This is a genomic window from Pseudomonas sp. RIT623 (assembly GCF_004519305.1).
Taxonomy (GTDB): domain Bacteria; phylum Pseudomonadota; class Gammaproteobacteria; order Pseudomonadales; family Pseudomonadaceae; genus Aquipseudomonas.
This window is the reverse complement of sequence record NZ_SOZA01000001.1, coordinates 276,087-301,221: the sequence shown is the minus strand read 5'-3', so window position 1 is coordinate 301,221 and position 25,135 is coordinate 276,087. Positions and strand designations below refer to the sequence as shown.

Sequence of the window (25,135 nt, the reverse complement as noted above, 5' to 3'; positions counted from 1 at the left end):
TTGACTATTCCTTGCGACATCCTGGTTTTCGGCGGTACGGGCGACCTGGCCCTGCACAAACTGCTGCCGGCGCTCTACCACCTGTATCGCGAGGCCCGTCTACACAACGCCGTGCGGATCATTGCCCTGGCTCGGCGGCCACTGCCGCGCAACGACTACGTCAAGCTCGCCGAGCGCCATTGCCGGGCACAGATCGCCCGCCAGGATTTCGACGAGGATGTCTGGCAGCGCTTTTCGGCGCGGCTGGACTACTTCCCCATGGATGCCGCGCAAAGCGCCGACTTCGGTCGCCTGGCCCGCTATCTGGGCGAGCCCGGCGGGCTGACCCGTATCTACTACCTGGCCACCGCGCCCAAGCTGTTCGTCCCCATCGCCAACCACCTGCGCATCGCCGGCCTGGCCGACAGCGAGGCGCGCATCGTGCTGGAGAAGCCCATCGGCCATTCGCTGGAATCGGCCACCGCCATCAATGAGGCGATCGGCGCGGTGTTCGACGAGTCCCAGGTATTCCGCATCGACCACTACCTGGGCAAGGAGACAGTGCAGAACCTCATGGCCCTGCGCTTCGCCAATGCCCTGCTGGAGCCGGTGTGGCGCAACAGCCAGGTCGATCATGTGCAGATCAGCGTGTGCGAGACCCTTGGCGTGGAAAACCGCGGCGCCTACTACGACCGGGCCGGCGCCACCCGCGACATGCTGCAGAACCACCTGCTGCAGCTGCTGTGCCTGGTGGCCATGGAGCCGCCGGCGCAGTTCGAGGCCGAGGCGGTACGCGACGAGAAGGTGAAGGTCCTCCGCGCGCTCAAGCCGATCACCGGCCAAGACGTACAGGACAAGACCGTGCGCGGGCAATACGCCACTGGCAAGATCGGCGGCCAGGAAGTCCCTGCCTACTACTTCGAGAAGGATGTGGACAACGACAGCGATACCGAGACCTTCGTCGCGGTGCAGGCGCACGTCGAGAACTGGCGCTGGGCCGGGGTGCCGTTCTACTTGCGCACCGGCAAGCGCATGGCGCGGCGCTCGTCGCAAATCGTCATCCAGTTCAAGCCCGTGCCCCATGAGTTGTTCAGTGGCGGGCAGGTCAACCAGTTGCTGATCCAGTTGCAGCCGGACGAGCACATCAGCCTGCGCATGATGACCAAGAGCCCGGGCAAGGGCATGCGCCTGGCACCGGTCGAGCTGGACCTCAACCTGGCCCAGGCCTTCGCCCAGACTCGCCGTTGGGAGGCCTACGAACGCCTCCTGCTGGATGTGCTGGAAGGCGATTCGACGCTATTCATGCGCCGCGACGAAGTCGAGGCCGCCTGGGCCTGGATCGACCCGATCCTGCAAGGCTGGCAAGAGCACTTCCAGGCCCCGCGCCCCTACCCCGCTGGCAGCAATGGCCCGGAGCAGGCCAACAGCTTGTTGGCACGCCAAGGGAGCCATTGGCATAGCTGAAAGATCTCCCTCTGCCGAGGGGACCCCTGATTCGCTGATCCTCACCCCAGGCGACGTATTCCACGTCGCCCTACCAAACGAGGCAGCAAAACCATGTATATCGAAACCAAGAACTGGACCGCACAGAACGACAAAATGCCAGGCAACGCCCGCTTTGTGGTTTCCGGCACCGTCACCGTCGGCCACCCAGGCATCAATGCCGAACTGAGTGTCCGCGCACGCCAGGACAAGTCCTTGGCCCTGGCGCTGGACCTTAACGTCAGCAAGGCTGATGGCTTCTTCACTCAAGTGGTGACCGACAAGACCGTCAGCCTTGAACTGTCGGGCGATCACGGCAACATTCCTAAAGTGGATATCTTCCACGATGGCAAGCTGATCACCAGCATCACCGAAATCACCGAAACCCACTGATCAATGTGTTGCAACCACCTCTCAGGCTTTCCATTGAGTGTGTGGTTGCTGCAACAAGGCCTTGAACGCAGCGGCGTCCACCGGCCTGCTGATCAGGTAACCCTGGACTTCATCGCAGCCGTGCTCGCGCAGGAATGCCAGTTGCTCCAGGGTTTCCACGCCCTCGGCCACGACCTTCAATTGCAGGCTCTTGGCCATGGCGATGATCGCCCGGGTAATGGCCGCGTCCTGGCTGCCGTCGAGCAGACCGCGGATGAACGCCTGATCGATCTTGACGTAGTCCACCGGGAAGCGCTTGAGATAACTCAACGACGAATAACCGGTGCCAAAATCGTCGATGGCCAGCTTCACGCCCAAGGCATGTAACTGCTCGAAAGTGACGATGATGTGCTCGACGCTGTCGATCAACTGGCTTTCGGTCAGTTCCAGCTCCAGCAGATGTGGCGCCAGCCCCGACTCCTGCAGGACCTGGCGCACCAGGCTGACCAACTTGCCCTGGCGCAATTGATACACCGACAAATTCACCGAAACCCGCACTTCCATGCCCTGGCGCAACCATTCGCAAGCCTGCCAGCAAGCCTGGCGCAGGACGAACTCACCCATCGGCGCGATCAGCCCGGTTTCCTCGGCCAGGCCGATGAACTCGCTGGGCGGCACCATGCCCCAGTCAGGGTGCTGCCAACGCACCAACGCCTCGGCCGCGTGCAACTGCCCGGTGCGCAAGCACAGCTTGGGCTGGTAGTAGACCAGCAACTGCCCCTCGTCGATCGCCTTGCGCAACTGGTTCTCCAGTTGCAGTCGCTCCAGGGTGCTGGCGCGCAGGCTCTCGGTGTAGAACTGGAAGCTGTCGCCGCCCAGGTGCTTGGCGTGCTGCTTGGCCATGTCGGCCTGGCTGAGCAGCGCATTGAGGTCGAAGTTGGCGTCAGACAGCAGGCTGATACCCACCGAGGCGCTGATCACGACCTCGTGCCCGCCCACCCGCTGCGGTACGCGCAGCTTGTCCAGCAAACGGCTGGTGACGCGCACCAGGCTGGACAGGTTGGTGTAGCCATCGAACAACACCGCGAACTCGTCGCCGGACAGCCGCGCCACGGTGTCGGCCTCGGGTACCGCATTGGCCAGGCGCTGTGCCATCTTCTTCAGCAACTGGTCGGCCAGCTCGTGGCCCAGGCTTTCGTTGAGCAGCTTGAAGCGGTCCAGGTCGACATGCAGCAGCGCCAGGCTCCGGCCGTTCAGGCGGATGCGCTGCGCCGCCTCGTGCAGGCGCAGGCGGAACAGCGCGCGGTTGGCAAGGCCGGTGAGCTCGTCGTAGTGCGCCAGGTAGCGCAGCCGCTCTTCCGACTCACGGCGCGCCGACAGGTCGGTGAAGAAGCCGACGATATTGACGATCTTGCCCCGGCCGTCACGCACGCTGTTGAGCTGCAGCCATTGCGGGTACAGCTCGCCGTTCTTGCGCGCCTCGACCAGCTCGCCCTGCCAGCGTCCCTGCTGCTCCAGCGCCTGGTCGATGGCCTGGCTGTGGCGCCGCGCATCGCGGCTGCAAGGCAGCTCCAGGGCGTTGCGGGCGATCAGTTCGGCGCGGCCATAGCCGGTGACGTCGCAGAACGCCTGGTTGACCGCCAACAACTGGAACTCGGCATCAAGGATGGCGATGCCTTCGCTGGCCGCCTCGAACACCGTGGCCGCCAGGCGTTGCTGCTCTTCCTGTTCTTTTTGCGCGGTGATGTCGCGGCGCGTGCCAAGCATGCGCAGGACCTTGCCCGCGGCGTCGCTCTCCACCGCCCGGCCGCGGTCCTCGATCCAGCACCAGTGGCCCTGGGCGTGGCGCACGCGGTACTCGACGCGATAGTCCTCGGTGCGGCCCTTGAGGTGTTCGACCAGGGTCCGGCGCAACAGCGGCAGGTCATCGGGGTGCAGGCGCGGCTTGAGGTCGGCGGCCACCGTGCGCACCTGCTCGGCGTCCAGGCCGAACAGCGCGTGCAGTTGGGTGTGGTGGACCTCGTCGGTCTCCAGGTTCCAGTCCCACAGGCCCAGCTCGCTGGCTTGCAGTGCCAGGGCCAGGCGTTGCTCGCTCTTGCTCAGGGCCTGGATGGCCAGGTCCAGCTCGTGGCTGCGCTGGGCCACCCGCTGCTCCAGGCCAGCCTGGGCTTGGCGCAGTTCGTCCTCGGCCTGACGGCGCTGACGCACCTCGGCGCTGAGTTGGTGATTGAGGTCCTCGCCGTGCCGTTGGGCACTTTGCAGGTGCTCGATCAGCGCCTGGTTCTGAAACCGCCGCAGCAGGCCGCGCTCGATCAACCGGTTGACCTGCCAGGCCACCACCACGAACGCCGCCAGCAGGATCAATCCAAGCCAGCCCCAGCCCCGCAGGTGGCCGGCGTCGTAGACGAACAGAAAAGCGACCGGCGGCAACAGGCAAGGCAGGGCGAAACTGAGAAACGCCGGCAGGCTGACGGCGTAGGCGACGCTGGCCGACAGCGCCGCCGCGCCGAGCAGGCCGAACACCCAGGCCTGCTGCACGAAGTTGTCCACCGGCGCCAGGGCAATCGCCGCGCAGGCCAAGGTCAGGCCGCTGAAGGCCGAGCCGAGCAGGAACATCCGTCGCCAAGCCGGCCTGGCCTGACGTACCGGGGTGGCGCGCTCGAACGCCGCCACCTGAATCACCCGCAGCGCCACCAACGCCAGCAGCCAGGCCAACCACACGCCCACCAGCAGGTAGCGCCCAGGGCTCCAAAGCAACCAGGCGCACAGCAAGCCGTTGAGCAGCATGAACAACGTGGGCAGCAAGGAGCCCTGATAAAGCAGGCGGGTACGCTCGATCGACAGCTGCGTGGCGAATTGCCTGCGAACGCTCCGTGTCGTCTGCGGCGATGCTCCGATCGCCATGCAATCCTGGGTCATATGGCCTGGGTTCTTGTGGTGTTCTTGTTATGGCAAACCGCAAATGTGCAGCGAGCATACACAAGCGTCGCCTCGGACCAAACTGCTCTGCGTCATGATTTCGAAAATGTCCCATCCGTCTAACTGCGACCGCTCAACCACGGGCCCTGGCCAGCGGCGCCGATGAACGGTTGGACGAACCCGTGGCGATTTGCGCCGCCGGCGTTTGCCCCTGCCTGCGCGCGGCCATAGAATGCCCGGATGCACAATGATGACCTCTCCCTCCTGCTGAACTCCCTCAACGACGCCCAACGCCAGGCCGTAGCCGCCTCGCAGGGGCGCCAACTGGTATTGGCCGGCGCCGGCTCGGGCAAGACCCGGGTGCTGGTGCACCGTATCGCCTGGCTGATCCAGGTCGAACAGGCCTCGGCGCATTCGATCCTGTCGGTGACCTTCACCAACAAGGCCGCGGCGGAAATGCGCCAGCGTATCGAGCAACTGCTGGGTATCAACCCAGCCGGCATGTGGGTGGGTACCTTCCACGGCCTGGCGCATCGCTTGCTGCGCGCCCACTGGCAGGAAGCAGGCCTGGCGCAGAACTTCCAGATCCTCGACAGCGACGACCAGCAGCGCCTGATCAAGCGGGTGATCCGCGAGATGGGCCTGGACGAGCAAAAGTGGCCGGCGCGCCAGGTCCAGTGGTTCATCAACGGGCAGAAGGACGAGGGCCTGCGCCCGCGCCACATCCAGGCCAGCGGCGACCTGTTCCTGGCCACCATGCGCGACATCTATGTGGCCTACGAACAGGCCTGTGATCGCGCCGGGGTCATCGATTTCTCCGAACTGCTGCTACGCGCCCTCGACCTGTGGCGCGACCAGCCAGACCTGCTGCACCACTACCAGCGCCGCTTCCGGCACATCCTGGTGGACGAGTTCCAGGACACCAACGCCGTGCAATACGCCTGGTTGCGCCTGCTCGCTTGCGGCGGCGACAGCCTGATGGCGGTGGGCGACGACGACCAGTCGATCTACGGCTGGCGCGGCGCCAAGATCGAGAACATCCACCAGTACACCGCCGACTTCCCCGACGCCGAGCTGATCCGCCTGGAGCAGAACTACCGCTCCACCGGCGGCATCCTCAAGGCCGCCAACGCCTTGATCGCCAACAACAGCGGGCGCCTGGGCAAGGAACTGTGGACCGACATGGGCGAGGGCGAACCGCTCACGCTGTACGCCGCGTACAACGAGCACGACGAAGCGCGCTACGTGGTCGAGACCATCGAAAGCATCATCAAGCAGGGCAGCGCGCGCAACGAGATCGCCATCCTGTACCGCTCCAACGCCCAGTCGCGGGTGCTGGAAGAGGCCCTGCTGCGCGAGCGCGTGCCCTACCGCATCTATGGCGGCCAGCGCTTCTTCGAGCGCGCCGAGATCAAGAACGCCATGGCCTACCTGCGCCTGCTCGAAGGCCGCGGCAACGACGCCGCGCTGGAGCGGGTGATCAACGTGCCGCCGCGCGGCATCGGCGAGAAAACCGTCGAGGCGATCCGCGAACACGCCCGGCACAGCCAGCTGTCGATGTGGGACGCCATGTGCCAGCTGCTTGCCGCCAAGGCCCTCAAGGGCCGTGCCGCCAGCGCCCTGGGGGCATTCATCGAACTGCTCGAGAACCTCGCGGCCAAGGTCCTGGACATGCCGCTGCACCTGATGACCCAGACCGTCATCGAGCAATCCGGGCTGATCATCTACCACCAGGAAGAAAAGGGCGAGAAAGGCCAGGCCCGGGTGGAAAACCTTGAGGAACTGGTCAGCGCCGCGCGCAACTTCGAAACCAGCGACGAAGACGCCGACCTGTCGCCGCTGTCGGCCTTCCTCGGCCACGCATCGCTGGAGGCCGGCGACACCCAGGCCGACGAGCACGAGGACAGCATCCAGCTGATGACCCTGCACAGCGCCAAGGGCCTGGAGTTCCCCTACGTGTTCCTGGTGGGCATGGAGGAAGGCCTGTTCCCGCACAAGATGAGCCTGGAAGAACCCGGGCGCCTCGAAGAGGAGCGCCGCCTGGCCTATGTCGGCATCACCCGGGCCATGCGTCAGCTGGTGATGACCTACGCCGAGACCCGTCGCCTGTATGGCAGCGAGACCTACAACAAGGTGTCGCGTTTCGTCCGCGAGATTCCGGCCGGGCTGGTGCAGGAAGTGCGCCTGTCGAACACTGTCAGCCGCCCGTTCGGCGGCGCCAAGACACCCGCCAGCAGCCTGTTCGCCAATGCCAACATCCCGCAGACCGCATTCAATCTGGGCCAACGGGTGCAGCATGCGGTATTCGGCGAGGGGGTGATCCTCAACTTCGAGGGGTCCGGCGCCCAGGCCCGGGTGCAGGTGAATTTCTCCGAAGGTAGCAAGTGGCTGATGCTCGGTTACGCCAAGCTGGAAGCCATATGACCGAACTGAACGGCACACCTCATGTAGGAGCGGCTTTGCGGCCCTTTCGCGACACAAGGCCGCTCCTACAGGTAACACGCACTTCCGGCCAATCAGGCAAAAGCTCGAAACATCTTGTCGCTGGCTATGTCTGTCAGTTCATGTGCACCATGACGCGCGTGCAATCCACACAAACGGGAATCCCCATCTTATGCAACGTTTTCTTAGCATCGCTCTGGCGCTCTGCGTCGGCCTGACGCTGAGCCTCGACGCCAACGCCAAGCGCTTCGGTGGTGGCAAGAGCTCGGGCTCCGCGCCTATCCACCAGACCCGCCAGGCCACCCCGACCACGCCTGCCGCCGCACCTACCGCTCCAGGCCGCGCACCGGCAGCCGCCAGTGGCGCTTCGCGCTGGCTGGGCCCGCTGGCCGGCCTCGCCGCTGGCGGCCTGCTGGCCTCCATGTTCATGGGCGACGGCTTCCAGGGCATGCAGATCCTCGACTTCCTGATCATGGGCCTGATCGCCTTCCTGGTGTTCCGCTTCATCGCCGCGCGCCGTCGCCAACAGCAGCCGCAACACGCTGCCGCCGGCCACGCTCCGTACCAGCGCGAAGCCCAGCCGCAGGCCGCCCCGCAGTCGATCTTCGGTGGTTCCGCCGCTCCGGCCGCCGCCCCGGCGATCAACGCCCCGGCCTGGTTCAACGAAGCCAGCTTCCTGGCGGCCGCCCGTTCGCACTTCCAGTCGCTGCAGCAGCACTGGGACGCCAACGAAATGGACAAGATCGCCGAGTTCGTCACCCCGCAGATGCTCGACTTCCTCAAGCGCGAGCGCGCTGAACAGGGTGAAGGCTTCCAGTCCACCTACATCGACGACCTCGATGTGCAACTGGACGGCGTCGACGAGCGCACCGACCAAACCGACGCCACCCTGACCTTCCGTGGCGTGTCGAAGACCTCGCGTTTCGACCAGGGCGAAGCCTTCAGCGAAAGCTGGCACATGGTTCGCGCCCATGGCGAAAACCAGCCTTGGCTGCTGGCCGGTATCCGTCAAAACGGTTAACCGTCGCACGTTGCAGAAAAAACCCCGGGCCTGTCCCGGGGTTTTTGCTTTTGCCAGAGCGGCCTACTAGGGTATAACGCGCAGCGTTGTCATAAGGTCAGAGGATGTGAACCGTGGAAGAAGTGATCGAACAACTCCGTGAAGCCAACGAGCCGGTACCGGTGCCGCTGGAACTGCCGGACGAAGATCAACTGGTGGAGATCGAGGAACAGCTGTTCATCAACATCCCCTTCGTGTTCAAGGAATACCTGCTGACCGTCAGTGACGTGGTATACGGCAGCCTCGAGCCGGTGACCGTGACCGACCCGCAATCCCATACCTACCTGCCGGAGGTCGCAGCCAATGCCTGGGACGCCGGCGTGCCCCGCGACCTCATTCCGATCTGCCAGGACGGAGACGATTTCTACTGCGTCGAAGAGGACGGCACCGTGGTGCTGTGGTCTGGCGCAGAGGAGATCGTCACCGAGGAAAGCTGGGAATCGGTGTGGCATTGGGCGCGGGATGTCTGGCTGGAGAGCTGATCCTTGCGCCCCTGTGTAATGGCATGTCATGAACAGAATAAACACAGGAAAAATAATGGCTTATAGCCATTAAAGCGCCTACTATCGCCAGGCTTTCTGCGCCTGGCGACATCGCTACCGCTCCATCCCCTCGGACGACGGTGAAAACTCGCGCAGAAAGCGATTACCGCTCAGTGCGGCTCGCGGTTGTTTTCCAGGGTTTCCAGCAAGGCCACCTGCATGCGTGTATGCACGCGAATCAGCCAGCGCCACAGCAACGCCACCACCACCGCCGCCACCACCGCGATGACCAGCAACAGCTCGCTGGTCGGCAGGATGCTCGCTGACAAGGCCGACAGTAGCAGGAAGATCACCAGTAGCGACAACAGCGGAATCACCTCGGCAATCACCCGCCGGACCCGCTGGGTGTGCCGCCCGGCCATCTCCGGCTTGACCCCCATCTCTGCCAACAGCATCGACAGCGCCTTGAGCTTGCGATATGCGGCAATCAGGAACGGCAGCGACAGCAGCAACGCCGCGCCCCAGATCAGCGCCTTCTGCTGACCGGCATCAACGACCCACTCGCTGAGCCAGGCGCCGATCCGCCCGGCGAAGTAACCGCCACTGAAGAAGATCGCGATGACCAGCGCCAGGTTGACCCCCACCTGCAGCAAAATGCGCCGGATCATCGCCGCCAGCATGGCCCCTTCGCCCTGGGGCTGAATGCTGCGCAGCCACTCGCCATACAGCGACAGCACCCGCGCCAGGCGGCTGGGCACCACCTTGCCAAGCCTCAGCGACAACGGGTCGGCGGCGCGGATCAGGTAAGGCGTGAGCAAGGTAGTGATGGCCGACACCGCGACTGCCACCGGATAGAGGAAGTCACTGGTGACCTGCAAGGTCATGCCCAAGGCGGCAATGATGAAAGAGAACTCACCGATCTGCGAAAGGCCCATGCCCACCCGCAGCGACGTGCGTCCGTCGTTCCCGGCAATGAACGCGCCCAGCCCACACGAGAGCATCTTGCCCAGCACCACCGCCAGGGTGATCACCACGATTGGCCAGGCGTATTCGAGCAGGATCGAAGGGTCGATCATCAGGCCGATGGCAACGAAGAAAATTGCGCTGAACAGGTCGCGAACCGGTTCGATCAGGCGCTCGATCTTCAGCAACTGGCGCGACTCAGCCATGATCGCGCCAATCAGGAAGGCGCCCAGCACCATGCTGTACTCCAGCTTGACCACCAGCAGGCAGAAACCGAAGCACAGCCCCAGCACGGTGATCAGCAGCATCTCGTTGCTTTCGAACTTGGCCACGTAGGCCAGCAGCCGCGGTACCAACAGGATGCCAACGACCAGCGCGACGATCATGAACAGCGACAGCTTGCCCACCGTCGAGAACACCTCGCCGGAACTCACCGTGCCGCTGACCGCTATGCCCGACAACAGGGCGATGATACCGATACCGAGGATGTCCTCGACGATCAGCACACCGAAGATCAGTTGGGCGAAGCGCTCGTTCTTCATCTTCAGGTCGTTGAGCGCCTTGACGATGATGGTGGTCGAGGAGATCGCCAGGATCGCGCCGAGGAACAGCGAGTCCATGGTGTTCCAGCCGAACCAGCGGCCGATCTCGAAACCGATCCAGATCATCAGGACGATTTCCAGGAAGGCGGCGATGAATGCCGTGGCGCCAACCTTGAACAACTTGCGCAGGCTGAATTCCAGGCCCAGGCAGAACATCAGGAAGATCACCCCCAGTTCGGCAAGGGTCTTGATGGTGTCTTCATCGTGGATCAAGCCGAATGGCGGCGTATGCGGGCCGATGATGAAGCCAGCGACGATGTAGCCCAGCACCACCGGCTGCTTGAGCCGGTGGAAGAGAATGGTGACCACCCCGGCGACCAGCATGATCACCGCCAGATCCTGGATGAAGCTGATGGCATGCATGGCGTGATACTCCTTGTAGGGTGCAGGGGGCGAACCGCTCCTCCCCTGGAAAAGCCCAGGGCGCGGAGCAGGCACATACTGATGTGATAGACGCATAAAGCCCACATTGCGTGGGCCCCGTCAGGTTAACATCGCGCCTTGCCGCAAAATGCCGATGCAATATGCAGAAACAGATCGGCAGATCCGACACCGCCGATGGCAAAATCAGCGTGACGATGGAGCGTCAGCCGACGTCCCGTACCAGGATGGGAAACCTCAAAAAGGGGAACAGAAGTGTCTGCAGATACCCGCCCCGATTCAGCGCAAATTCACCGTGAGCTCTCTATGGAACCTGGAAACGCCCAGCTGACCATGACCGTCCTGATGACACCGGACATGGCCAACTTCTCTGGCAACGTACACGGCGGCACCCTGCTCAAGTACCTCGACGAGGTCGCCTATGCTTGCGCCAGCCGCTATGCCGGCACCTATGTGGTGACCCTGTCGGTGGACCAGGTGATCTTCCGCGAGCCAGTGCATGTCGGTGAACTGGTCACCTTCCTGGCATCGGTCAACTACACCGGCAACACTTCGATGGAAGTGGGCATCAAGGTGGTCACCGAGAACATTCGCGAGCGCTCGGTACGCCACTCCAACAGCTGCTTCTTCACCATGGTCGCGGTGGACGACGATCGCCGTCCGGTGAAAGTGCCGCCGCGCCAACCGCAGAGCAGCGAAGAGAAGCGCCGCTTCCTCCAAGGCCAGCAGCGCCGGCAGATCCGCCAGGAGCTGGAACAGCGCTACCAGAACCTCAAGACCGATTCGATCTAGAAGTTCAGGCGCTGCGCCTCGAAGCGTACCCGTGGGTGGGCGATGCGATCCTGGGCCCGCACCAGCTGTAGTTCATAGCTGGCGCAGGCCTGGGTTTCCAGCAACACCTCATGCACGGCAGCGGCGGTGAACTCGAAGGCTTGCAGCCAGTTGTCGCCAAGCAGCACCCGGGCGAGGAACAACCCTGACGTCAGGTCGCCCACCCCTACCGGCTGACGCGGGAACGCCAACAGTGGCCGACGCAGATGCCAGCTGGCTTCGCGGGTCACCAGGAGCATCTCGAAGGCATCGTCCGCGCGCTGTGGATAATTCAGGTGCTTGACCAGCACAACCTGCGGCCCACGCTCCAACAACCCGCGCGCCATGCCCACGCAATCCTCCAGCGACTGCGCGCGACGGCCACAGAAACTGTCCAGCTCGAGCTGGTTGGGGCACAGGATATCGGCCTTGGCCACGGCCTGCTCGAGCAGGAACTCACTGACCTCGGCCGGCACGATGCAGCCTTTCTCGGCATGCCCCATGACCGGATCGCACAGGTACAGGGCCTTGGGGTTCACCGCCTTGATCCGCTCGACACCGGCGAGGATCGCCCGGCCTTGCTCGGCGCTGCCCAGGTAACCCGACAGCACCGCGTCGCAGTGGCCCAGCTCGCCAATGTTGGAAATGCCTTCCACCAACGCTGGAATTTGCGCCGGGGCAAGCACTTCCCCCGACCACTGTCCATACTGAGTATGGTTGGAGAACTGCACGGTATTGAGCGGCCAGACATTGACCCCGACCCGCTGCATGGGAAATACCGCAGCGCTGTTGCCAGCGTGTCCGAAGACCACATGGGACTGAATGGCGAGCAAGTGCGGCGTACGTTTCATGCAGGACAATTCCGAAACTGTGTGAATAAGTGTGCGGCCCGCAGTATGAACCCGATTGCCATCTGTACGACAGGCCAGAGACGCAGTTAAGCTGGATCGACCTGTCTGGAGCTTACGCAAATGCTGACCCTGGAAAACCTTTTCGTCCTGATGCTGGTGGCGACCGCAGGCGCCTGGCTGTGGCACAACCACGGGCTTCGCGAAAAGGCCCTGGCGCGGGTCAAGCAGCATTGCGCCAAGCTCGACCTGGAACTGCTCGACGACGCCGTGGCGCTCAAGCGCATCGGCCTGGTCCGTGACGCCAATGGCCGCAAGCGCCTGGCGCGCATTTACAACTTCGAGTTCACCGTCACCGGCGAACAGCGCCACCCCGGCACCGTCACCCAGTTCGGTGCCCACACCATGCAGATCGAACTGGCGCCCTACCCCTTCGAGATCAAGACCCCGCCTCGCACCGACAATGTCATCGAGATGCAGCAGTGGCGCCAGGAGCATAACCGCTGGCGCAATTGATCAGTGGTCCAGGCGACAGGCCTCGATCGCAGCGTGCAGGGCCTGCAACGGTTGCGGCCGGGCGAAGATCAGCTCGATCCGCGAGTCGTTGCGCCATTCGCTCGCGCGCCAGTCCAGTGCGCCCCTCTCCAGGCCGTTGAACGACATCCACCCAGCCGCGCTGTGGATAACCCCTTTGGCCCGGCGCCACGGCCATTGTTCAAGGACCCGGCCCAATACCGTCTCATCGAAGCACTGACTGGGGTGCCAGCGCCAGCCGATGCTCCAGCCGCCATCACCTTGCTGGTCCTGGCGGATCGGCTGGCGAGGGTCTGCCCACAAGGCAGGTAACGGCGCCGTGCCGTTGTCCACAGGCAAAGTGGCCGGCGCTACCGAAACTTGCGCCAGCGATGCTGGCAACTCCTCGAGGGAAAGCGCACCAAACTCGGCCCAGATGGCCGGCACCTCGGGCAACTGGGCAGTTATCAACAAGCGTGTGGGCTCATCCACAGCATCCGCCTTGTTGATAACCAGCAGCCCCGCCCGCTCCAGCGCCTGTTGCTGGGCAGGCGGCAAAACCTCCCCACGCGCCAGCGCCGCGCCATCCAGCACCATCAGTAGCGGCTGTACCGCCAGTACCCCGGTCCATGGCGCCTGGCCCAGTTGTTCCAACAGTTGCAGCGGATGGCCAAGGCCGGATGGCTCTATCAACAACCGATCGGGGCGGGCCTGGCGCAGCAGGCGGGCCAGGCCGACCTGAAATGGCGCGCCATTGACGCAACACAGGCAACCGCCGGCTACCTCGCCAATGGCGATACCGGCGTCGTCACGACTGAGCAAGGCGGCGTCCAGGCCGATCTGGCCGAACTCGTTGACCAGCACTGCCCAGCGCTCGTTCGCCGGGCGCTGGTCGAGCAGGTGATGGACCAGGCTGGTCTTGCCAGCGCCCAGGGGGCCGGCGATCACATGGGTGGGGATGTTACGCAGCATGATTGGCTATCGGCGAAGAAGGTTGCATCAGTCTAACCTGTGCCAGGGTGGCTGGTCCCACGATGGCACTCACGCCAGCCAATCCAGGCTTAACAACAAGCGCCGCTCACCCGCAGGCGTCGGTGGCGAACGGTGGATAAGCCCACCCCCCTCATTGCCCAGCCAACGCTCCCCTTTGAGCAGCGCCACCTCTCCCGCTACCAGCCGCTGAATGTTATCCACAGGCGGCGGCTCGAACTGCAACCGCGACCGATCCAACCGCCCCTCCTCCAGCCACTCGCTGCCGGCCCCGGCGTATGTGCTCAACAACCGTAACGGCACATGATCCACGTGAAAACGCGGGCACATGGCGCCCTCCAGCACCCGCAAACGCAAACCGATACGACGCGCCCCGAGCAAGCAGGTAAAGGCCTCGACCAGCCACACCACATCGGCGACGAACCCCTCATAGCCATGCAGGTCCGAGGCCTCCTTGAGCAGCCCCGGCAAAACCGGCACCTGCTGTTCGTTCACCTCGACCACCCGCTCATCGGCCAGCAACTGGCCCTGGCTCAGCAGCAGCCCGGCAAAGTCCTCCACCTGGGCCGGCAGGCGGCGCTGCCAAGTGGCCAGATTGACGTCATCGGCGAGGATCTCGGTCAGTACCCGCGGCGAATCCGCGAACACCTGACGGCGGTCCACAAGGCTCATGCCGCCGCTTCCTCATGCCAGGCACCGAACGGGTCCGCCAGGCGCAGCCAGCCCATCGGCCCCAGTTCCATTTCTTCATCGGTCAGCAGGCAAGCCTCCAGCTCTGTGGATAACTGCGCAAAATCGATGTTCTGCCCAATGAACACCAGCTCCTGCCGGCAATCGCCGGATTCCACCGTCCACTGCTTGAGGATCGCCGCGGTATTCTCTTCATCCTGCGGCCATTGTTCGCGTGGCACGAACCGCCACCAGCGCCCGGCCAGACCATGGCGCATCATGCCGCCGGCCTGGGACCAACTGCCGGCCTCCTGGAACTTGCTGGCCAGCCAGAAGAAGCCCTTGGAACGCAGCAACCGCCCATTGCTCCACGGTCTGTGGATAAAGTCGAAGAAACGCTGCGGATGGAACGGCCGGCGTGCCTGCCAGGTGGTCGCGGCGATGCCGTACTCCTCGGTTTCGGGCACATGCTCGCCGCGCAGCTCCTGCAACCAGCCTGGCGCCTGGGCCGCCTGGTCGAAGTCGAACAGCCCGGTGTCGAGGATCCGTGACAACGCCACCTGGCCCATTACCATCGGCACGATCTGCGCCCGGGCATTGAGGCTGCGCAAAATGGCAAGCAACTCCTCGCGCTCGGCCTGGCTGATCAGGTCGATCTTGCTCAGCAGCAGCACATCGGCGAACTCGACCTGTTCGATCAACAGGTCGCTGATCGAACGTTCGTCTTCCTCACCCAAGGTTTCCCCGCGGCTGGCGAGGCTGTCGGCGGCCTGGTAGTCGCGCAGGAAATTGAGGCCATCAACCACCGTGACCATGGTGTCCAGCCGCGCCATGTCGCTCAGGCTGCGGCCCTGCTCGTCACGGAAGGTGAAGGTTTCGGCCACCGGCAGCGGCTCGGAGATGCCGGTCGACTCGATCAGCAGGTAGTCGAAGCGACCTTCACCGGCCAAGCGGGCCACTTCTTCCAGCAGGTCTTCACGCAAGGTGCAGCAGATGCAACCGTTGCTCATCTCCACCAGTTTCTCTTCGGCGCGGTTAAGGCTGACGTTGCGCTGCACCTCGCTGGCGTCGATGTTGATTTCGCTCATGTCGTTGACGATCACCGCGACACGCAGGTCGTCGCGGTTGCGCAGCACATGGTTGAGCAGCGTGCTCTTGCCGGCGCCAAGGAAGCCGGACAGCACGGTGACAGGAAGGCGGTTGGGCATGACGGACCTCATCGGGCAGGCGCATTCGAAGCGATGCATTGCATGATGTTATATTATAACAATACAATTTCGCCAAGCCGTGTTGCCGAACGGTCGACTGGAGAGCGTCATGAAACTACCTGGCATCGTCGCCATGCTATTGCTCGCATTGCCCCTGCAACTCCCCGCCATGCCTCGCAGTGACCTGGCTTTGTGCACACGCAGCGCCACCCTGCTCGCCTGCCAGGACAGCAAGGGCAACTACTACAGCGTGCGCACCGAAGGCAGCACTTTCTACCTGCGCGGCTATGAAGCGGCGAGCAAACGCCTCTGGGCGCAAACCAACAGCCGTTATGGCGGCCTGACCTTTTTCAGCGGGCTGGCCAGTGATGGTGAAGCCTGGGTCGGTTATAGCCAACGCATCGGCTGGACCACACGCAATCGAGTCTCCAGTTCCAGCGGCGAGCGTTTCAACCTGCATTGCAGCCTCATCGGCGGTTGCCGTTGAACCACCCACAGGATGCTTCCATGACCACCCTTACCCTCCCCGATATCGCCGCCCAGAACAGCCAGCAAACCCTGGCTCTGGACTGGGTCGGCATGTGCGGCATCGCCCTGCCGCTGTTGATCGATGGGCGCAACGTGACAGCCTACGCCGATGCTGGCGTAAGCCTCGACGATGGCGCTTCGCGGGGCATACATATGTCACGGCTGTACCTGGCCTTGGAGGCGCTTGAACACCAAGCACTGGCAGCGCAACGGTTGCGCGACATTCTCGACCAGTTTCTGGCCAGCCACGCCGGCCTGTCGCACAGGGCCTACCTGCGCCTGACCTTCGATCATCTGCTCAAGCGACCGGCGCTGGTCAGCCCCCTGTCCGGCTGGAAACGCTACCCGGTGAGCCTGGATGCCCGTTTGGAAAACGAAATGTTCCACGTGGAACTATCGGTGCACATTCCCTATTCCTCGACCTGCCCTTGCTCGGCGGCGCTGGCTAGGCAGCTGATTCAGGCGCAGTTCGACAAAGACTTTGCCGATCAGCCGTTGAATCGGAACGAGGTTCGCCAGTGGCTTGGCAGCAGTAACGGAATTGTCGCGACGCCCCATAGCCAGCGAAGCCTGGCCAAGTTGCAGGTGCGACTTGCCGAGGACGATATCAGGCTCGCGGAGCTGATCGACCACGCCGAGGCGGCACTGGGTACTGCGGTGCAGACAGCGGTAAAGCGCGCCGATGAACAAGCCTTCGCCCTGGCCAACGGCCAGAACCTGATGTTCTGCGAGGATGCCGCGCGGCGGCTGCACCAGGCGCTGCGTCAACTGAAGTGGGTGCGGGGGTTCAGCGTGCGCGTGGAACATGCAGAGAGCCTGCATGCCCACGATGCGGTGGCCGAGAGTCGTTATGCCTGGCTCGATGGCTCGGCATAGGCCGCTCAACTTCGAGGTTTGACGCCCCCGCAGTCATTGCCCAACCACACGGCCCGGGTGTCCATGCTGCCCTGCTGCTGCACACCGGACGCATTGAAGGTGCCATTGACCTTGGTCAGGAACTCACGATCACTGAGGAAAGTAGCCTGGCCTTGACCCTGGGCTTTCGGGCAACTGAACTGGAATTTCCAGACATTGCCCGTGCGCTCGGTGATCTTCTGCGTACAGCCCGACTGCGGGTCCTGTAACGGAATGTCATCGGTCTTGACCTGCTCCGGGGTCAGGCAGGAGCGCACACCCTTGCCGCCCACGGTGATGCCCTGCTTGGCCAATGCCCCTTCCATCATCGCCCGTTGCTCAGGTGGCAGGTTCTTCAACTGCCCGAGCATGAAAGCCATGTCCGGCAGTGGCTTGCCATCGACCTGCATGTTGCTGGTGGTCAACTCCCACAAGCCAGGTTGCAGCATCTGCGCGTGAACCAGCGGGCTGCCCAGGCCGAACATCAGGGCAAGCAATGGCAGGCGAATCTTCATGGGTCAAAACTCCAAAAAATACCGGCTCTGGCCGGACTAGCCGTTAGACGCCGAAATCGCCTGCAGGTTGCAGGCGACCCCTGGAACGTGGTCTGTTAGCGGCAGTGCTCACGGCAAGCAGGATGCGTATGGATTACCACAGCCCCTACTTCTTCGGTTACGTGCTCGGCCTGATTCACCTGCTCGGCATCGCCGCCGCGCTGCACGCGGTGTTCACCGTGCGCACCGCCCAGGGTGCTATCGCCTGGGCCATGTCCTTGCTGTTCATTCCCTACTTCACCCTGATCCCCTACCTGGTGTTCGGCGCCCGTTCCTTCTATGCCTACATCCAGGCGCGGCGTCAGGCCAACCAGGAAATGCACGTGGCCATGGCCAACCTGAACTGGCGGCCCTGGGTGGAGGAAGCACTCACCGCCCGCGAGTCGGACAGCTACGCGGCCCTGCGCGCGATGCCCAAGCTGGGCCGCATGCCGTGCCTGGCCAACAACGAGGTGAAGTTGCTGATCGACGGCGAGGCCACCTTCGAGGCGATCTTCTCGGCGATCCGCGCCGCCCGCGATACCGTGCTAGTGCAGTTCTTCATCATCCACGACGACGCCCTGGGCCGGGAGTTGCAACAACTGCTGCTGAGCAAGGCTGCCGAAGGCGTGCGGGTGTTCGTGCTATATGACCGGGTCGGCAGCCATGCCCTGCCGGCCAGCTACAGCCAGGCGCTGCGCGATGGTGGTGTACAGATCCGGGCCTTCGCCACGCGCCGGGGCTTGTTCAATCGCTTCCAGGTCAACTTCCGCAACCACCGCAAGATCGTGGTGGTCGATGGCCTGCTGGGTTTCCTCGGTGGCCACAATGTCGGCGACGAGTATCTCGGCGCCCACGCAAAGCTGTCGCCATGGCGCGACACCCATGTGCAAATCAGCGGCCCGGTGCTGGCCTGCCTGCAAGAGTCGTTCGCCGAGGACTGGTACTGGGCCACGCGCCAGCTGCCACCGTTGATCCTGCCAGACACCTACCCCGAGGACGGCGTGCTGTGCCAGGCCCTGGCCAGTGGCCCGGCCGACCCCCAGGAAACCTGCGCGCTGTTCTTCCTCGAGGCGATCCATTCGGCCACCCGCCGGGTATGGATCACCAGCCCCTATTTCATCCCCGACGAGGCGATCTTCGCCGCCCTGCGCCTGGCGGTGCTGCGCGGCGTGGATGTACGCATCCTGATCCCCTCGCGCCCCGACCACCGCATCGTCTACGCCGCCTCCAGCCTGTTCGCCTTCGAAGCAGTCCGCGCCGGGGTGCGCATGTTCAGGTATCAACCGGGCTTCCTGCACCAGAAGGTGGTACTGGTGGACGACGAAATCAGCGCCATCGGCAGCGCCAACCTGGACAACCGCTCGTTCCGCCTGAATTTCGAGATCACCCTGCTGACCGTGGACCGCGCCTTCGCCGATCAGGTCGAGCAGATGCTGGAGCGGGATTTCGAGCTGGCCAGGGAGATCACCGCAGAGGACAGCCGCGACACGCACCGCCTGCAACAACTGGGAATGCGCATCGCACGGCTGATTTCACCGATTCTGTAACGGCTAGCGGCAGAGATCCTCACGGGTCCACGGCAGGTCGTGGTGGCCGTCGGCGTAAGGTTTCACGGCGAGGATCTGGTGCAGGTTGATCCAGCCCTTGGTGAAGGCGTAGGCGCAACCTGCCAGGTACAGGCGCCAGATACGCAAGGTCTTTTCCGGCACTAGCGCGGCGGCGCGATGCAGCTGGTTCTCCAGGTTCTCGCTCCAATGGTTGAGGGTCTTGGCGTAGTGCAGCCGCAGGCTTTCGACGTCGACCACCTCCAGGCCCGCCTCACAAATCCGTGCAGTGATCATCGAGATATGCGGCAGCTCGCCATGGGGGAACACATAGCGGTCGATGAAGTCGCCCGCGCCGCGGCCGACAGGGCGGCCATCGACATGCTTGGCAGTGATGCCATGGTTCATCACCAAGCCGCCTTCGCGCACGGCACCGAACAGCCGTTTGCAGTACAACTCGAGATTGGCGTGGCCGACATGTTCGAACATGCCGACGCTGACCACTTTGTCGAAGCGGCCATCCTGGGGCAGGTCGCGGTAGTCGAGGATCTGCAGCTCGACCTTGTCACCCAGGCCTTCGTCCTGGACCCGTTGACGACCAAGCTTCAGCTGCTCTTTGCTCAAGGTGATGCCGAATACCTTGGCGCCGTACTCACGAGCGGCGAAGCGCGCCAGCCCGCCCCAGCCACAACCGACATCCAGCAGGTAATCGCCAGCCTGCAGGCGCAGCTTGCGGCACAGGTGGTCGAACTTGTCTTGCTGAGCCTGGGCCAGGGTGTTGTCCGGCTCCTTGAAATAGGCACAGGAATAGACCATGTCCGGGTCGAGCCACAGTTGGTAGAACTCGTTGGACAGGTCGTAGTGATAGGAAATGGCTTCGGCATCGGTGGCCTTGTCATGGGCAGTGCGCGCCGGCACTGCCTCGTCTTCATCTTGAAGCAAGGCATCGCTGAGCTCGTCACAAACCCGGATGACTTCGCCGATATCGCCTTCCAGCTCCAGCTTGCCCTCGACGAAGGCTGATCCCAGCTCGTTGAGATTGGGGTGGGTAAGCTGGGTAATGAGTTGTGGTTCCTTGACCACGATGGTGACTTGCGGGCTCGGCCCCAGATCGAACTGGTTGCCGTCCCACAGCTTGACGCGCAAAGGTAAGTGCAAGCTCTGCAACGCAGGTGGAAGTTGCGCAAGCATTCATGACCCTCCCTTTCATTGAAACCGGACGCCGCAGCTTAATTTTCGGACGCCACCGGATCAGGGTAGTTCATTCGTAGGAAGTTTCCGTTAATCGCGACCATGGTCTAGCGCCCTATGCAACGCCGCGCACAACAGATTGTATACAATTTAGCTTGCGCAGACTAACCTTGTGGCCCTCTTCGCTTCCTCACACTCTCGGAGTAAAACCCATGAAATCCTATGACGTGGTGATCATCGGCGGCGGCCCCGGCGGCTATAACGCGGCGATTCGCGCCGGCCAGCTGGGCCTGAGCGTGGCCTGCGTCGAGGGGCGCTCGACCCTCGGCGGTACCTGCCTGAACGTCGGTTGCATGCCGTCCAAGGCATTGCTGCACGCTTCCGAGCTGTATGAGGCCGCCAGCGGCGACGAGTTCGCCCACCTGGGGATCGAGGTCAAGCCCACCCTCAACCTCGGCCAGATGATGAAGCAGAAAGATGAAAGCGTGACTGGCCTGACCAAGGGCATCGAATACCTGTTCCGCAAGAACAAGGTTGACTGGATCAAGGGCTGGGGCCGCCTGGACGGGGTTGGCAAGGTGATCGTCAAGGCCGAGGATGGCAGCGAAACCACCTTGCAGGCCAAGGACATCGTCATCGCCACTGGCTCGGAACCTACGCCGCTGCCTGGCGTGACCATCGACAACCAGCGCATCATCGACTCCACCGGTGCCCTGTCGCTGCCCCAGGTGCCCAAGCACCTGATCGTCATCGGTGCCGGGGTGATCGGCCTGGAGCTGGGTTCGGTATGGCGTCGCCTGGGTGCCGAAGTCACGGTGATCGAGTATCTGGACCGTATCTGCCCTGGCACCGACGAAGAAACCGCCAAGACCCTGCAGAAAGCCCTGGCCAAGCAAGGCATGACCTTCAAGCTCGGCAGCAAGGTGACCCAGGCCACGGCCGCGGCCGACGGCGTCACACTGACCCTGGAACCCGCCGCCGGTGGTACCGCCGAAACCCTGCAGGCCGACTACGTGCTGGTAGCCATCGGCCGCCGCCCCTACACCCAGGGCCTGAACCTGGAAAGCGCCGGGCTGGAAGCCGACAAGCGCGGCATGCTCGCCAACGACCATCACCGCAGCGCGGTGCCGGGCATCTGGGTGATCGGCGACGTCACCTCCGGCCCGATGCTGGCACACAAGGCCGAAGACGAAGCGGTGTCGTGCATCGAGCGCATCGCCGGCAAGGCCCATGAGGTCAACTACAACCTCATCCCGGGCGTCATCTATACCCGCCCGGAACTGGCCAGCGTCGGCAAGACCGAAGAGCAGCTCAAGGCCGAAGGCCGTGCCTACAAGGTCGGCAAGTTCCCCTTCAGCGCCAACAGCCGGGCGAAGATCAACCACGAGACCGAAGGCTTCGCCAAGGTCATCGCCGATGCCACGACCGATGAAGTGCTGGGCGTGCACCTGGTCGGTCCGAGCGTGAGCGAGATGATCGGCGAGTTCTGCGTGGCCATGGAGTTCTCGGCCTCGGCCGAAGACATCGCCCTCACCTGCCACCCGCACCCGACCCGCTCCGAGGCCTTGCGCCAGGCAGCGATGAATGTGGATGGCAAGGCGATGCAGATCTGATCCAAGGTCTCGCACTGCAGTGTAGGAGCCGGCCTTGCCGGCGAACACCGGCGCAGCCGGTGGCCATCTACCGTGGTGCTTGTTTCGCCAGCAAGGCCGGCCCCTACCGGATGGATAGGCGTCGACCTTGCTAGCGGCCCCGTCAGCCGTGAGCTTGCTGTTTACCCACAGCCTCACGGAAGCGCGACGCCAGGAACGGCGTGATATCCAGCGGCAACGCCTCATTGTGGACAACTTTATCGAGCAACACCCCGGTAATTGCCGAGGTGAGGATGCCGGTACGGAAATGTCCACAGGCGTTGAAATACCCTTGAATATTATCCACAGGCCCGAGAATCGGCAGCTCGTCCGGTGACCCAGGCCGCAGACCGGCCCAGGTGCGCTTGAGGTTCACCTGCGCCAGCTGTGGCACGCAGCGGATCGCCCCCTGCACCAACCCGTTGATCTCCGGGAAGGTGTTGGTGACATCGAAGCCCTTCTCCTCGGTGGTACTGCCGATCAGGATCTCACCGTTGTCCTTCTGCGCCATGTAGCAATCGCTGGTGGTGATGCAGCCATCGAGCAGCTTGGGCAAGCGCTCGGTCAGCACGATCTGGCCTTTCACCGGTTTTACCGGGATGCTCTGCCCGGTGGCCCACTCGCTCAGTTCCGCCGCCCAGGCGCCAGCGGCATTGATCAGTGTCTGGCAGTGGAACTCGCCGGCCTCGGCGGTGCGCACGCCTTTGATCCGCGACCCCTCATGCAGCACGCCGGTGATGTTCACGTTGGGATAGAGGTCGACACCGTTCTGCCGCGCCGCCTCCATGTAGGCATCGCCCAGGCGGAACGGGCTGACCTGGTGATCGCAGAGGAACTCCAGCGCGCCATTGGCCTTGAGGGTCACCGCCGGCTCCGACGCGCGCAACGCATCACGGTCGAGCCAGCGCACCTGGTCGGCCAGGTGCGGGATCTGCTTGACGATATGCTCGGCGTACAGCTGGTCCTCTTCGTCCTGGATGATGTACTTGAGGCCGGTGCGCTCGAACTTGAAGTCCATGCCGTGGCGCTCTATCAGCTCCTGGTGCAGCTGTGGATAAATCGCGTTGGACTGCAAGGCGAAGTCGAAGAAGCATTCCGGCAGGATGTGCGGGGTGCTCGAGTCGACCACCACCGCCGCGCCGTTGGCCTCGCGCTTGTTGCGCGAAGACATCATGCGAAAGAAGATCACTCCGCAACCCAGCCCCACCGATTCGCCGATCGCCCACAGCCCGCCGGCCGAGGCTCGGGTGGCATTGCCCGGGCGCTTGCAGTCGATCAGGGCGATCTTCAGGTTGCCGCGCTTGGACAGTTGGTAGGCGCAGGACGCGCCGATCACGCCACCGCCGGCAATGATGATGTCGTAGGTCTTGTTCATGCTCAGGCCTCCGTGCCCAGTTGTTCGAATGCGGAAAACGGAATCGGGTCGACCGGGAAACGCGGACGCAGCCAACCCACATCCTTGCGCCCGGTGCTGCTGCGCAGGCGATCGCTGCAGTAGCCGACGCACATGCGGCCCTGGCAGTCGCCCATGCTCACCCGAGTGCGCATCTTCAGGCTGGCCATGTCCTCGACGCCCTGCTCCAGGGCCAGGTCGATCTGCTCACGGGTGACGTGCTCGCACCGGCAGATCACCGTGTCGGCTTGCGGCAGCTCGACCTGCGCGGCGCCGCGGGCGGTGTAGCGCTCCACCCCGGAGCGGAAGCGCTTGATCGCCGCCAGCTTGCCCAGGTAGCGCTCACGCAATTCGATGGCCTGCTCGGCGTCGAGCTTGCCCATTTGCTGGAGCATCGACACCGCGGCGATTCGCCCGGTGAGCATCGCCGCCTCGCCTCCGCGAATCCCGGCCATGTCGCCAGCCAGGTGGATGTTCGGCCGGCTGCTCTGCTGCCAGACGTTGCACTCGGCGCGCAGGTAGCCGTCTTCGCTGAAGCCATGTTCCAGGCCCAACTGCTGGCTAAGCTGGGTTCGCGGAATGAAACCGTAGCCGACCGCCAGGGTACGCACCTGCTCGCGCTGGACGCGGGACATGTCTGGTTTCCAGTCCTGGGTGTAGGGCGCGACGCTGACCTCTTGCAGTTCATCCTCGCCAGTGGCGCCCACCACGCCCCAGCCGTAGTGCATGGGGATGCCGTTGAGCTTCATGTAGGCAAGCATGCTCAGGCCATCGAGGAACAGCTGCGGCTTGTTCATCAGCGCCAGGCTTTCCTTGGCGATACGGTTGAACGAGCAGGCTTCGTACACCCCCGCGACCTTGGCGCCAGCGGCGTGCAACTGGCAGGCCACCAACGGCAGCAGCGGCCCGGTACCGGCGATCAAGGTGCTGCCCAGCGGCTTGACCACGCCGCTCTTGATCTGCAGCTGCAGGCCACCGAGCAGGATCACCCCAGGCAGGGTCCAGCCGGGGAACGGCACGTTGCGCTCGTGGCAACCGGCGGCCAGCAGCAGGTGCGAGTATTCGATCTCGTGCAGGCGCTCGTCGGCGTCGAGCACCATCAGGCGCTGATCGTCACCACCGACCACCCGGTGGTTCAAACGCAGGTCGACATGCGCGGCACTCGCCGCGAAATCTTCGTGCAGTTTATTCAGTGCCTTGGTGTAGCGTGGCCCGAGGTAGCCCAGGTCGACACCGGCGCGCAGCGGGCCGCGATAGACCACGCCACCGGGACGGGAAGCCTCGTCGAACAGCAGGCAGTCCACACCATGGTCGGCCAACTCGATGGCCGCGCCCATGCCGGCCGAACCACCGCCAACGATCACTGGACGAAGGCTCATGAATGGGCCTCCTCTTGCACGCGGTTCACCTCGGTCTCGATACGCATGCCGGGCCGCACCACGGTCTGGCAGGCGCGCCGCTTGGGGCGGCCATCGATCTGGACCAGGCAGCAATGGCAGACGCCCATGCCACAGTAGGCACCGCTAAGCTGGCCGTGATCATTGCGCGCTACCTGGCGCAGGCCAACGGCGTTGAGCACGCTGAGTACGGTTTCGCCGGCACTGGCGACCGCGGGCAGGCCATTGACCAGGAGGGTCATTTCATTGCCTTCCAATGGCTGGATATCGTGCTTTCGTTGCAGCGTCTGCATTTCCTGTC

The 25,135-nt window shown here is 63.7% G+C and carries 22 protein-coding genes; 11 read left to right on the top strand and 11 right to left on the bottom strand.

What is annotated here, in order from left to right:
* Together zwf and E3U47_RS01410 are read left to right on the top strand one after the other, a co-directional pair.
* Entirely contained in the window at positions 1–1,443 is a 1,443-nt protein-coding gene (gene zwf, locus E3U47_RS01415) for a glucose-6-phosphate dehydrogenase (protein WP_134689146.1), read from the top strand.
* A gap of 93 nt (positions 1,444–1,536) precedes the next feature.
* The gene (locus tag E3U47_RS01410) at positions 1,537–1,854 is read left to right on the top strand and encodes a hypothetical protein (protein ID WP_134689145.1); all 318 of its coding nucleotides are present in this window, start codon (positions 1,537–1,539) and stop codon (positions 1,852–1,854) included.
* Between the two features lie 21 nt (positions 1,855–1,875).
* Here the strand turns inward: E3U47_RS01410 and E3U47_RS01405 are convergent, their stop codons facing one another.
* The gene (locus E3U47_RS01405; RefSeq protein ID WP_134689144.1) at positions 1,876–4,737 is read right to left on the bottom strand and encodes a GGDEF domain-containing phosphodiesterase; all 2,862 of its coding nucleotides are present in this window, start codon (positions 4,735–4,737) and stop codon (positions 1,876–1,878) included.
* Positions 4,738–4,992: 255 nt separating this feature from the next.
* Here E3U47_RS01405 and uvrD point away from each other — a divergent pair, with 255 nt between their 5' ends.
* The 3 genes from uvrD (at position 4,993) to E3U47_RS01390 (ending at position 8,736) form a co-directional block, all read left to right on the top strand.
* The gene (gene uvrD / locus E3U47_RS01400; RefSeq protein ID WP_134689143.1) at positions 4,993–7,176 is read left to right on the top strand and encodes a DNA helicase II; all 2,184 of its coding nucleotides are present in this window, start codon (positions 4,993–4,995) and stop codon (positions 7,174–7,176) included.
* A 190-nt stretch (positions 7,177–7,366) separates the two neighbouring features.
* Positions 7,367–8,215 carry a Tim44 domain-containing protein gene (locus tag E3U47_RS01395; protein WP_134689142.1) on the top strand — a complete coding sequence of 283 codons (849 nt, stop codon included), beginning with the start codon at positions 7,367–7,369 and terminating at the stop codon, positions 8,213–8,215.
* Positions 8,216–8,328: 113 nt separating this feature from the next.
* On the top strand, positions 8,329–8,736 hold the full coding sequence (locus tag E3U47_RS01390; RefSeq protein WP_134689141.1) for an SMI1/KNR4 family protein: 408 nt from the start codon (positions 8,329–8,331) through the stop codon (positions 8,734–8,736).
* A 170-nt stretch (positions 8,737–8,906) separates the two neighbouring features.
* Here E3U47_RS01390 and E3U47_RS01385 read toward each other — a convergent pair whose 3' ends face one another.
* Complete coding sequence (locus E3U47_RS01385) at positions 8,907–10,664, bottom strand: cation:proton antiporter (RefSeq protein ID WP_134689140.1); 1,758 nt, start codon at positions 10,662–10,664, stop codon at positions 8,907–8,909.
* A gap of 324 nt (positions 10,665–10,988) precedes the next feature.
* Here E3U47_RS01385 and E3U47_RS01375 point away from each other — a divergent pair, with 324 nt between their 5' ends.
* Positions 10,989–11,474: an acyl-CoA thioesterase gene (locus E3U47_RS01375; protein WP_023629682.1), complete on the top strand. Its 486-nt coding sequence runs from the start codon at positions 10,989–10,991 to the stop codon at positions 11,472–11,474.
* Here E3U47_RS01375 and pdxY read toward each other — a convergent pair.
* A complete protein-coding gene (gene pdxY / locus E3U47_RS01370; protein WP_134689138.1) occupies positions 11,471–12,343 on the bottom strand; it encodes a pyridoxal kinase PdxY in 873 nt (290 codons plus the stop codon). The two genes, E3U47_RS01375 and pdxY, sit on opposite strands and share 4 nt — an antisense overlap.
* 120 nt (positions 12,344–12,463) lie before the next feature.
* Here pdxY and E3U47_RS01365 point away from each other — a divergent pair, with 120 nt between their 5' ends.
* Positions 12,464–12,856 carry a DUF3301 domain-containing protein gene (locus tag E3U47_RS01365; protein WP_134689137.1) on the top strand — a complete coding sequence of 131 codons (393 nt, stop codon included), beginning with the start codon at positions 12,464–12,466 and terminating at the stop codon, positions 12,854–12,856.
* Here the strand turns inward: E3U47_RS01365 and E3U47_RS01360 are convergent, their stop codons facing one another.
* From E3U47_RS01360 to zigA, 3 genes are all read right to left on the bottom strand, one after another.
* On the bottom strand, positions 12,857–13,825 hold the full coding sequence (locus E3U47_RS01360) for a GTP-binding protein (protein ID WP_134689136.1): 969 nt from the start codon (positions 13,823–13,825) through the stop codon (positions 12,857–12,859).
* 69 nt (positions 13,826–13,894) lie between these two features.
* Complete coding sequence (locus E3U47_RS01355) at positions 13,895–14,515, bottom strand: DUF1826 domain-containing protein (RefSeq protein WP_134689135.1); 621 nt, start codon at positions 14,513–14,515, stop codon at positions 13,895–13,897.
* Positions 14,512–15,720 (bottom strand): zinc metallochaperone GTPase ZigA, encoded by a 1,209-nt coding sequence (gene zigA, locus E3U47_RS01350; protein ID WP_134689134.1) that lies wholly within the window; start codon positions 15,718–15,720, stop codon positions 14,512–14,514. The genes E3U47_RS01355 and zigA overlap by 4 nt, the downstream gene beginning before the upstream one ends.
* A gap of 109 nt (positions 15,721–15,829) precedes the next feature.
* Here zigA and E3U47_RS01345 point away from each other — a divergent pair, with 109 nt between their 5' ends.
* Together E3U47_RS01345 and folE2 are read left to right on the top strand one after the other, a co-directional pair.
* The gene (locus tag E3U47_RS01345) at positions 15,830–16,207 is read left to right on the top strand and encodes a glutamine synthetase (protein WP_134689133.1); all 378 of its coding nucleotides are present in this window, start codon (positions 15,830–15,832) and stop codon (positions 16,205–16,207) included.
* A gap of 20 nt (positions 16,208–16,227) precedes the next feature.
* On the top strand, positions 16,228–17,124 hold the full coding sequence (gene folE2 / locus E3U47_RS01340; protein WP_134689132.1) for a GTP cyclohydrolase FolE2: 897 nt from the start codon (positions 16,228–16,230) through the stop codon (positions 17,122–17,124).
* 5 nt (positions 17,125–17,129) lie between these two features.
* Here the strand turns inward: folE2 and E3U47_RS01335 are convergent, their stop codons facing one another.
* Entirely contained in the window at positions 17,130–17,657 is a 528-nt protein-coding gene (locus E3U47_RS01335; RefSeq protein WP_134689131.1) for a DUF3617 domain-containing protein, read from the bottom strand.
* Positions 17,658–17,785: 128 nt separating this feature from the next.
* Between E3U47_RS01335 and cls the strand changes: the two genes are divergently transcribed.
* Positions 17,786–19,225 carry a cardiolipin synthase gene (cls, locus tag E3U47_RS01330; protein ID WP_134689130.1) on the top strand — a complete coding sequence of 480 codons (1,440 nt, stop codon included), beginning with the start codon at positions 17,786–17,788 and terminating at the stop codon, positions 19,223–19,225.
* 3 nt (positions 19,226–19,228) lie between these two features.
* On the opposite strand, the gene cfaB is transcribed toward cls, so the two are convergent.
* Complete coding sequence (gene cfaB / locus E3U47_RS01325) at positions 19,229–20,413, bottom strand: C17 cyclopropane fatty acid synthase CfaB (protein ID WP_134689129.1); 1,185 nt, start codon at positions 20,411–20,413, stop codon at positions 19,229–19,231.
* A 212-nt stretch (positions 20,414–20,625) separates the two neighbouring features.
* Between cfaB and lpdA the strand changes: the two genes are divergently transcribed.
* Positions 20,626–22,026 (top strand): dihydrolipoyl dehydrogenase, encoded by a 1,401-nt coding sequence (gene lpdA, locus E3U47_RS01320; protein WP_134689128.1) that lies wholly within the window; start codon positions 20,626–20,628, stop codon positions 22,024–22,026.
* A gap of 142 nt (positions 22,027–22,168) precedes the next feature.
* On the opposite strand, the gene hcnC is transcribed toward lpdA, so the two are convergent.
* Genes hcnC through hcnA form a run of 3 tightly spaced genes read right to left on the bottom strand, consistent with a single transcriptional unit; the run spans position 22,169 to position 25,127 of the window.
* A complete protein-coding gene (gene hcnC, locus E3U47_RS01315) occupies positions 22,169–23,419 on the bottom strand; it encodes a cyanide-forming glycine dehydrogenase subunit HcnC (RefSeq protein WP_134689127.1) in 1,251 nt (416 codons plus the stop codon).
* Positions 23,420–23,421: 2 nt separating this feature from the next.
* Positions 23,422–24,816: a cyanide-forming glycine dehydrogenase subunit HcnB gene (gene hcnB, locus E3U47_RS01310; RefSeq protein WP_134689126.1), complete on the bottom strand. Its 1,395-nt coding sequence runs from the start codon at positions 24,814–24,816 to the stop codon at positions 23,422–23,424.
* On the bottom strand, positions 24,813–25,127 hold the full coding sequence (hcnA, locus tag E3U47_RS01305; RefSeq protein ID WP_134689125.1) for a cyanide-forming glycine dehydrogenase subunit HcnA: 315 nt from the start codon (positions 25,125–25,127) through the stop codon (positions 24,813–24,815). Before hcnA ends, hcnB begins: the two co-directional genes overlap by 4 nt.
* Positions 25,128–25,135 lie beyond the last annotated feature (8 nt).

Bases quoted from the DNA above. Each gene is read 5' to 3' on its own strand.
- E3U47_RS01385 (WP_134689140.1), bottom strand. From the start codon at position 10,664: ATGCATGCCATCAGCTTCATCCAGGATCTGGCGGTGATCATGCTGGTC.
- E3U47_RS01410 (WP_134689145.1), top strand. From the start codon at position 1,537: ATGTATATCGAAACCAAGAACTGGACCGCACAGAACGACAAAATGCCA.
- E3U47_RS01360 (WP_134689136.1), bottom strand. From the start codon at position 13,825: ATGCTGCGTAACATCCCCACCCATGTGATCGCCGGCCCCCTGGGCGCT.
- E3U47_RS01355 (WP_134689135.1), bottom strand. From the start codon at position 14,515: ATGAGCCTTGTGGACCGCCGTCAGGTGTTCGCGGATTCGCCGCGGGTA.
- E3U47_RS01375 (WP_023629682.1), top strand. From the start codon at position 10,989: ATGGAACCTGGAAACGCCCAGCTGACCATGACCGTCCTGATGACACCG.
- E3U47_RS01405 (WP_134689144.1), bottom strand. From the start codon at position 4,737: ATGGCGATCGGAGCATCGCCGCAGACGACACGGAGCGTTCGCAGGCAA.
- E3U47_RS01395 (WP_134689142.1), top strand. From the start codon at position 7,367: ATGCAACGTTTTCTTAGCATCGCTCTGGCGCTCTGCGTCGGCCTGACG.
- hcnC (WP_134689127.1), bottom strand. From the start codon at position 23,419: ATGAACAAGACCTACGACATCATCATTGCCGGCGGTGGCGTGATCGGC.
- pdxY (WP_134689138.1), bottom strand. From the start codon at position 12,343: ATGAAACGTACGCCGCACTTGCTCGCCATTCAGTCCCATGTGGTCTTC.
- E3U47_RS01365 (WP_134689137.1), top strand. From the start codon at position 12,464: ATGCTGACCCTGGAAAACCTTTTCGTCCTGATGCTGGTGGCGACCGCA.
- hcnB (WP_134689126.1), bottom strand. From the start codon at position 24,816: ATGAGCCTTCGTCCAGTGATCGTTGGCGGTGGTTCGGCCGGCATGGGC.
- lpdA (WP_134689128.1), top strand. From the start codon at position 20,626: ATGAAATCCTATGACGTGGTGATCATCGGCGGCGGCCCCGGCGGCTAT.
- zigA (WP_134689134.1), bottom strand. From the start codon at position 15,720: ATGCCCAACCGCCTTCCTGTCACCGTGCTGTCCGGCTTCCTTGGCGCC.
- cls (WP_134689130.1), top strand. From the start codon at position 17,786: ATGGATTACCACAGCCCCTACTTCTTCGGTTACGTGCTCGGCCTGATT.
- folE2 (WP_134689132.1), top strand. From the start codon at position 16,228: ATGACCACCCTTACCCTCCCCGATATCGCCGCCCAGAACAGCCAGCAA.
- E3U47_RS01345 (WP_134689133.1), top strand. From the start codon at position 15,830: ATGAAACTACCTGGCATCGTCGCCATGCTATTGCTCGCATTGCCCCTG.
- hcnA (WP_134689125.1), bottom strand. From the start codon at position 25,127: ATGCAGACGCTGCAACGAAAGCACGATATCCAGCCATTGGAAGGCAAT.
- cfaB (WP_134689129.1), bottom strand. From the start codon at position 20,413: ATGCTTGCGCAACTTCCACCTGCGTTGCAGAGCTTGCACTTACCTTTG.
- uvrD (WP_134689143.1), top strand. From the start codon at position 4,993: ATGCACAATGATGACCTCTCCCTCCTGCTGAACTCCCTCAACGACGCC.
- E3U47_RS01335 (WP_134689131.1), bottom strand. From the start codon at position 17,657: ATGAAGATTCGCCTGCCATTGCTTGCCCTGATGTTCGGCCTGGGCAGC.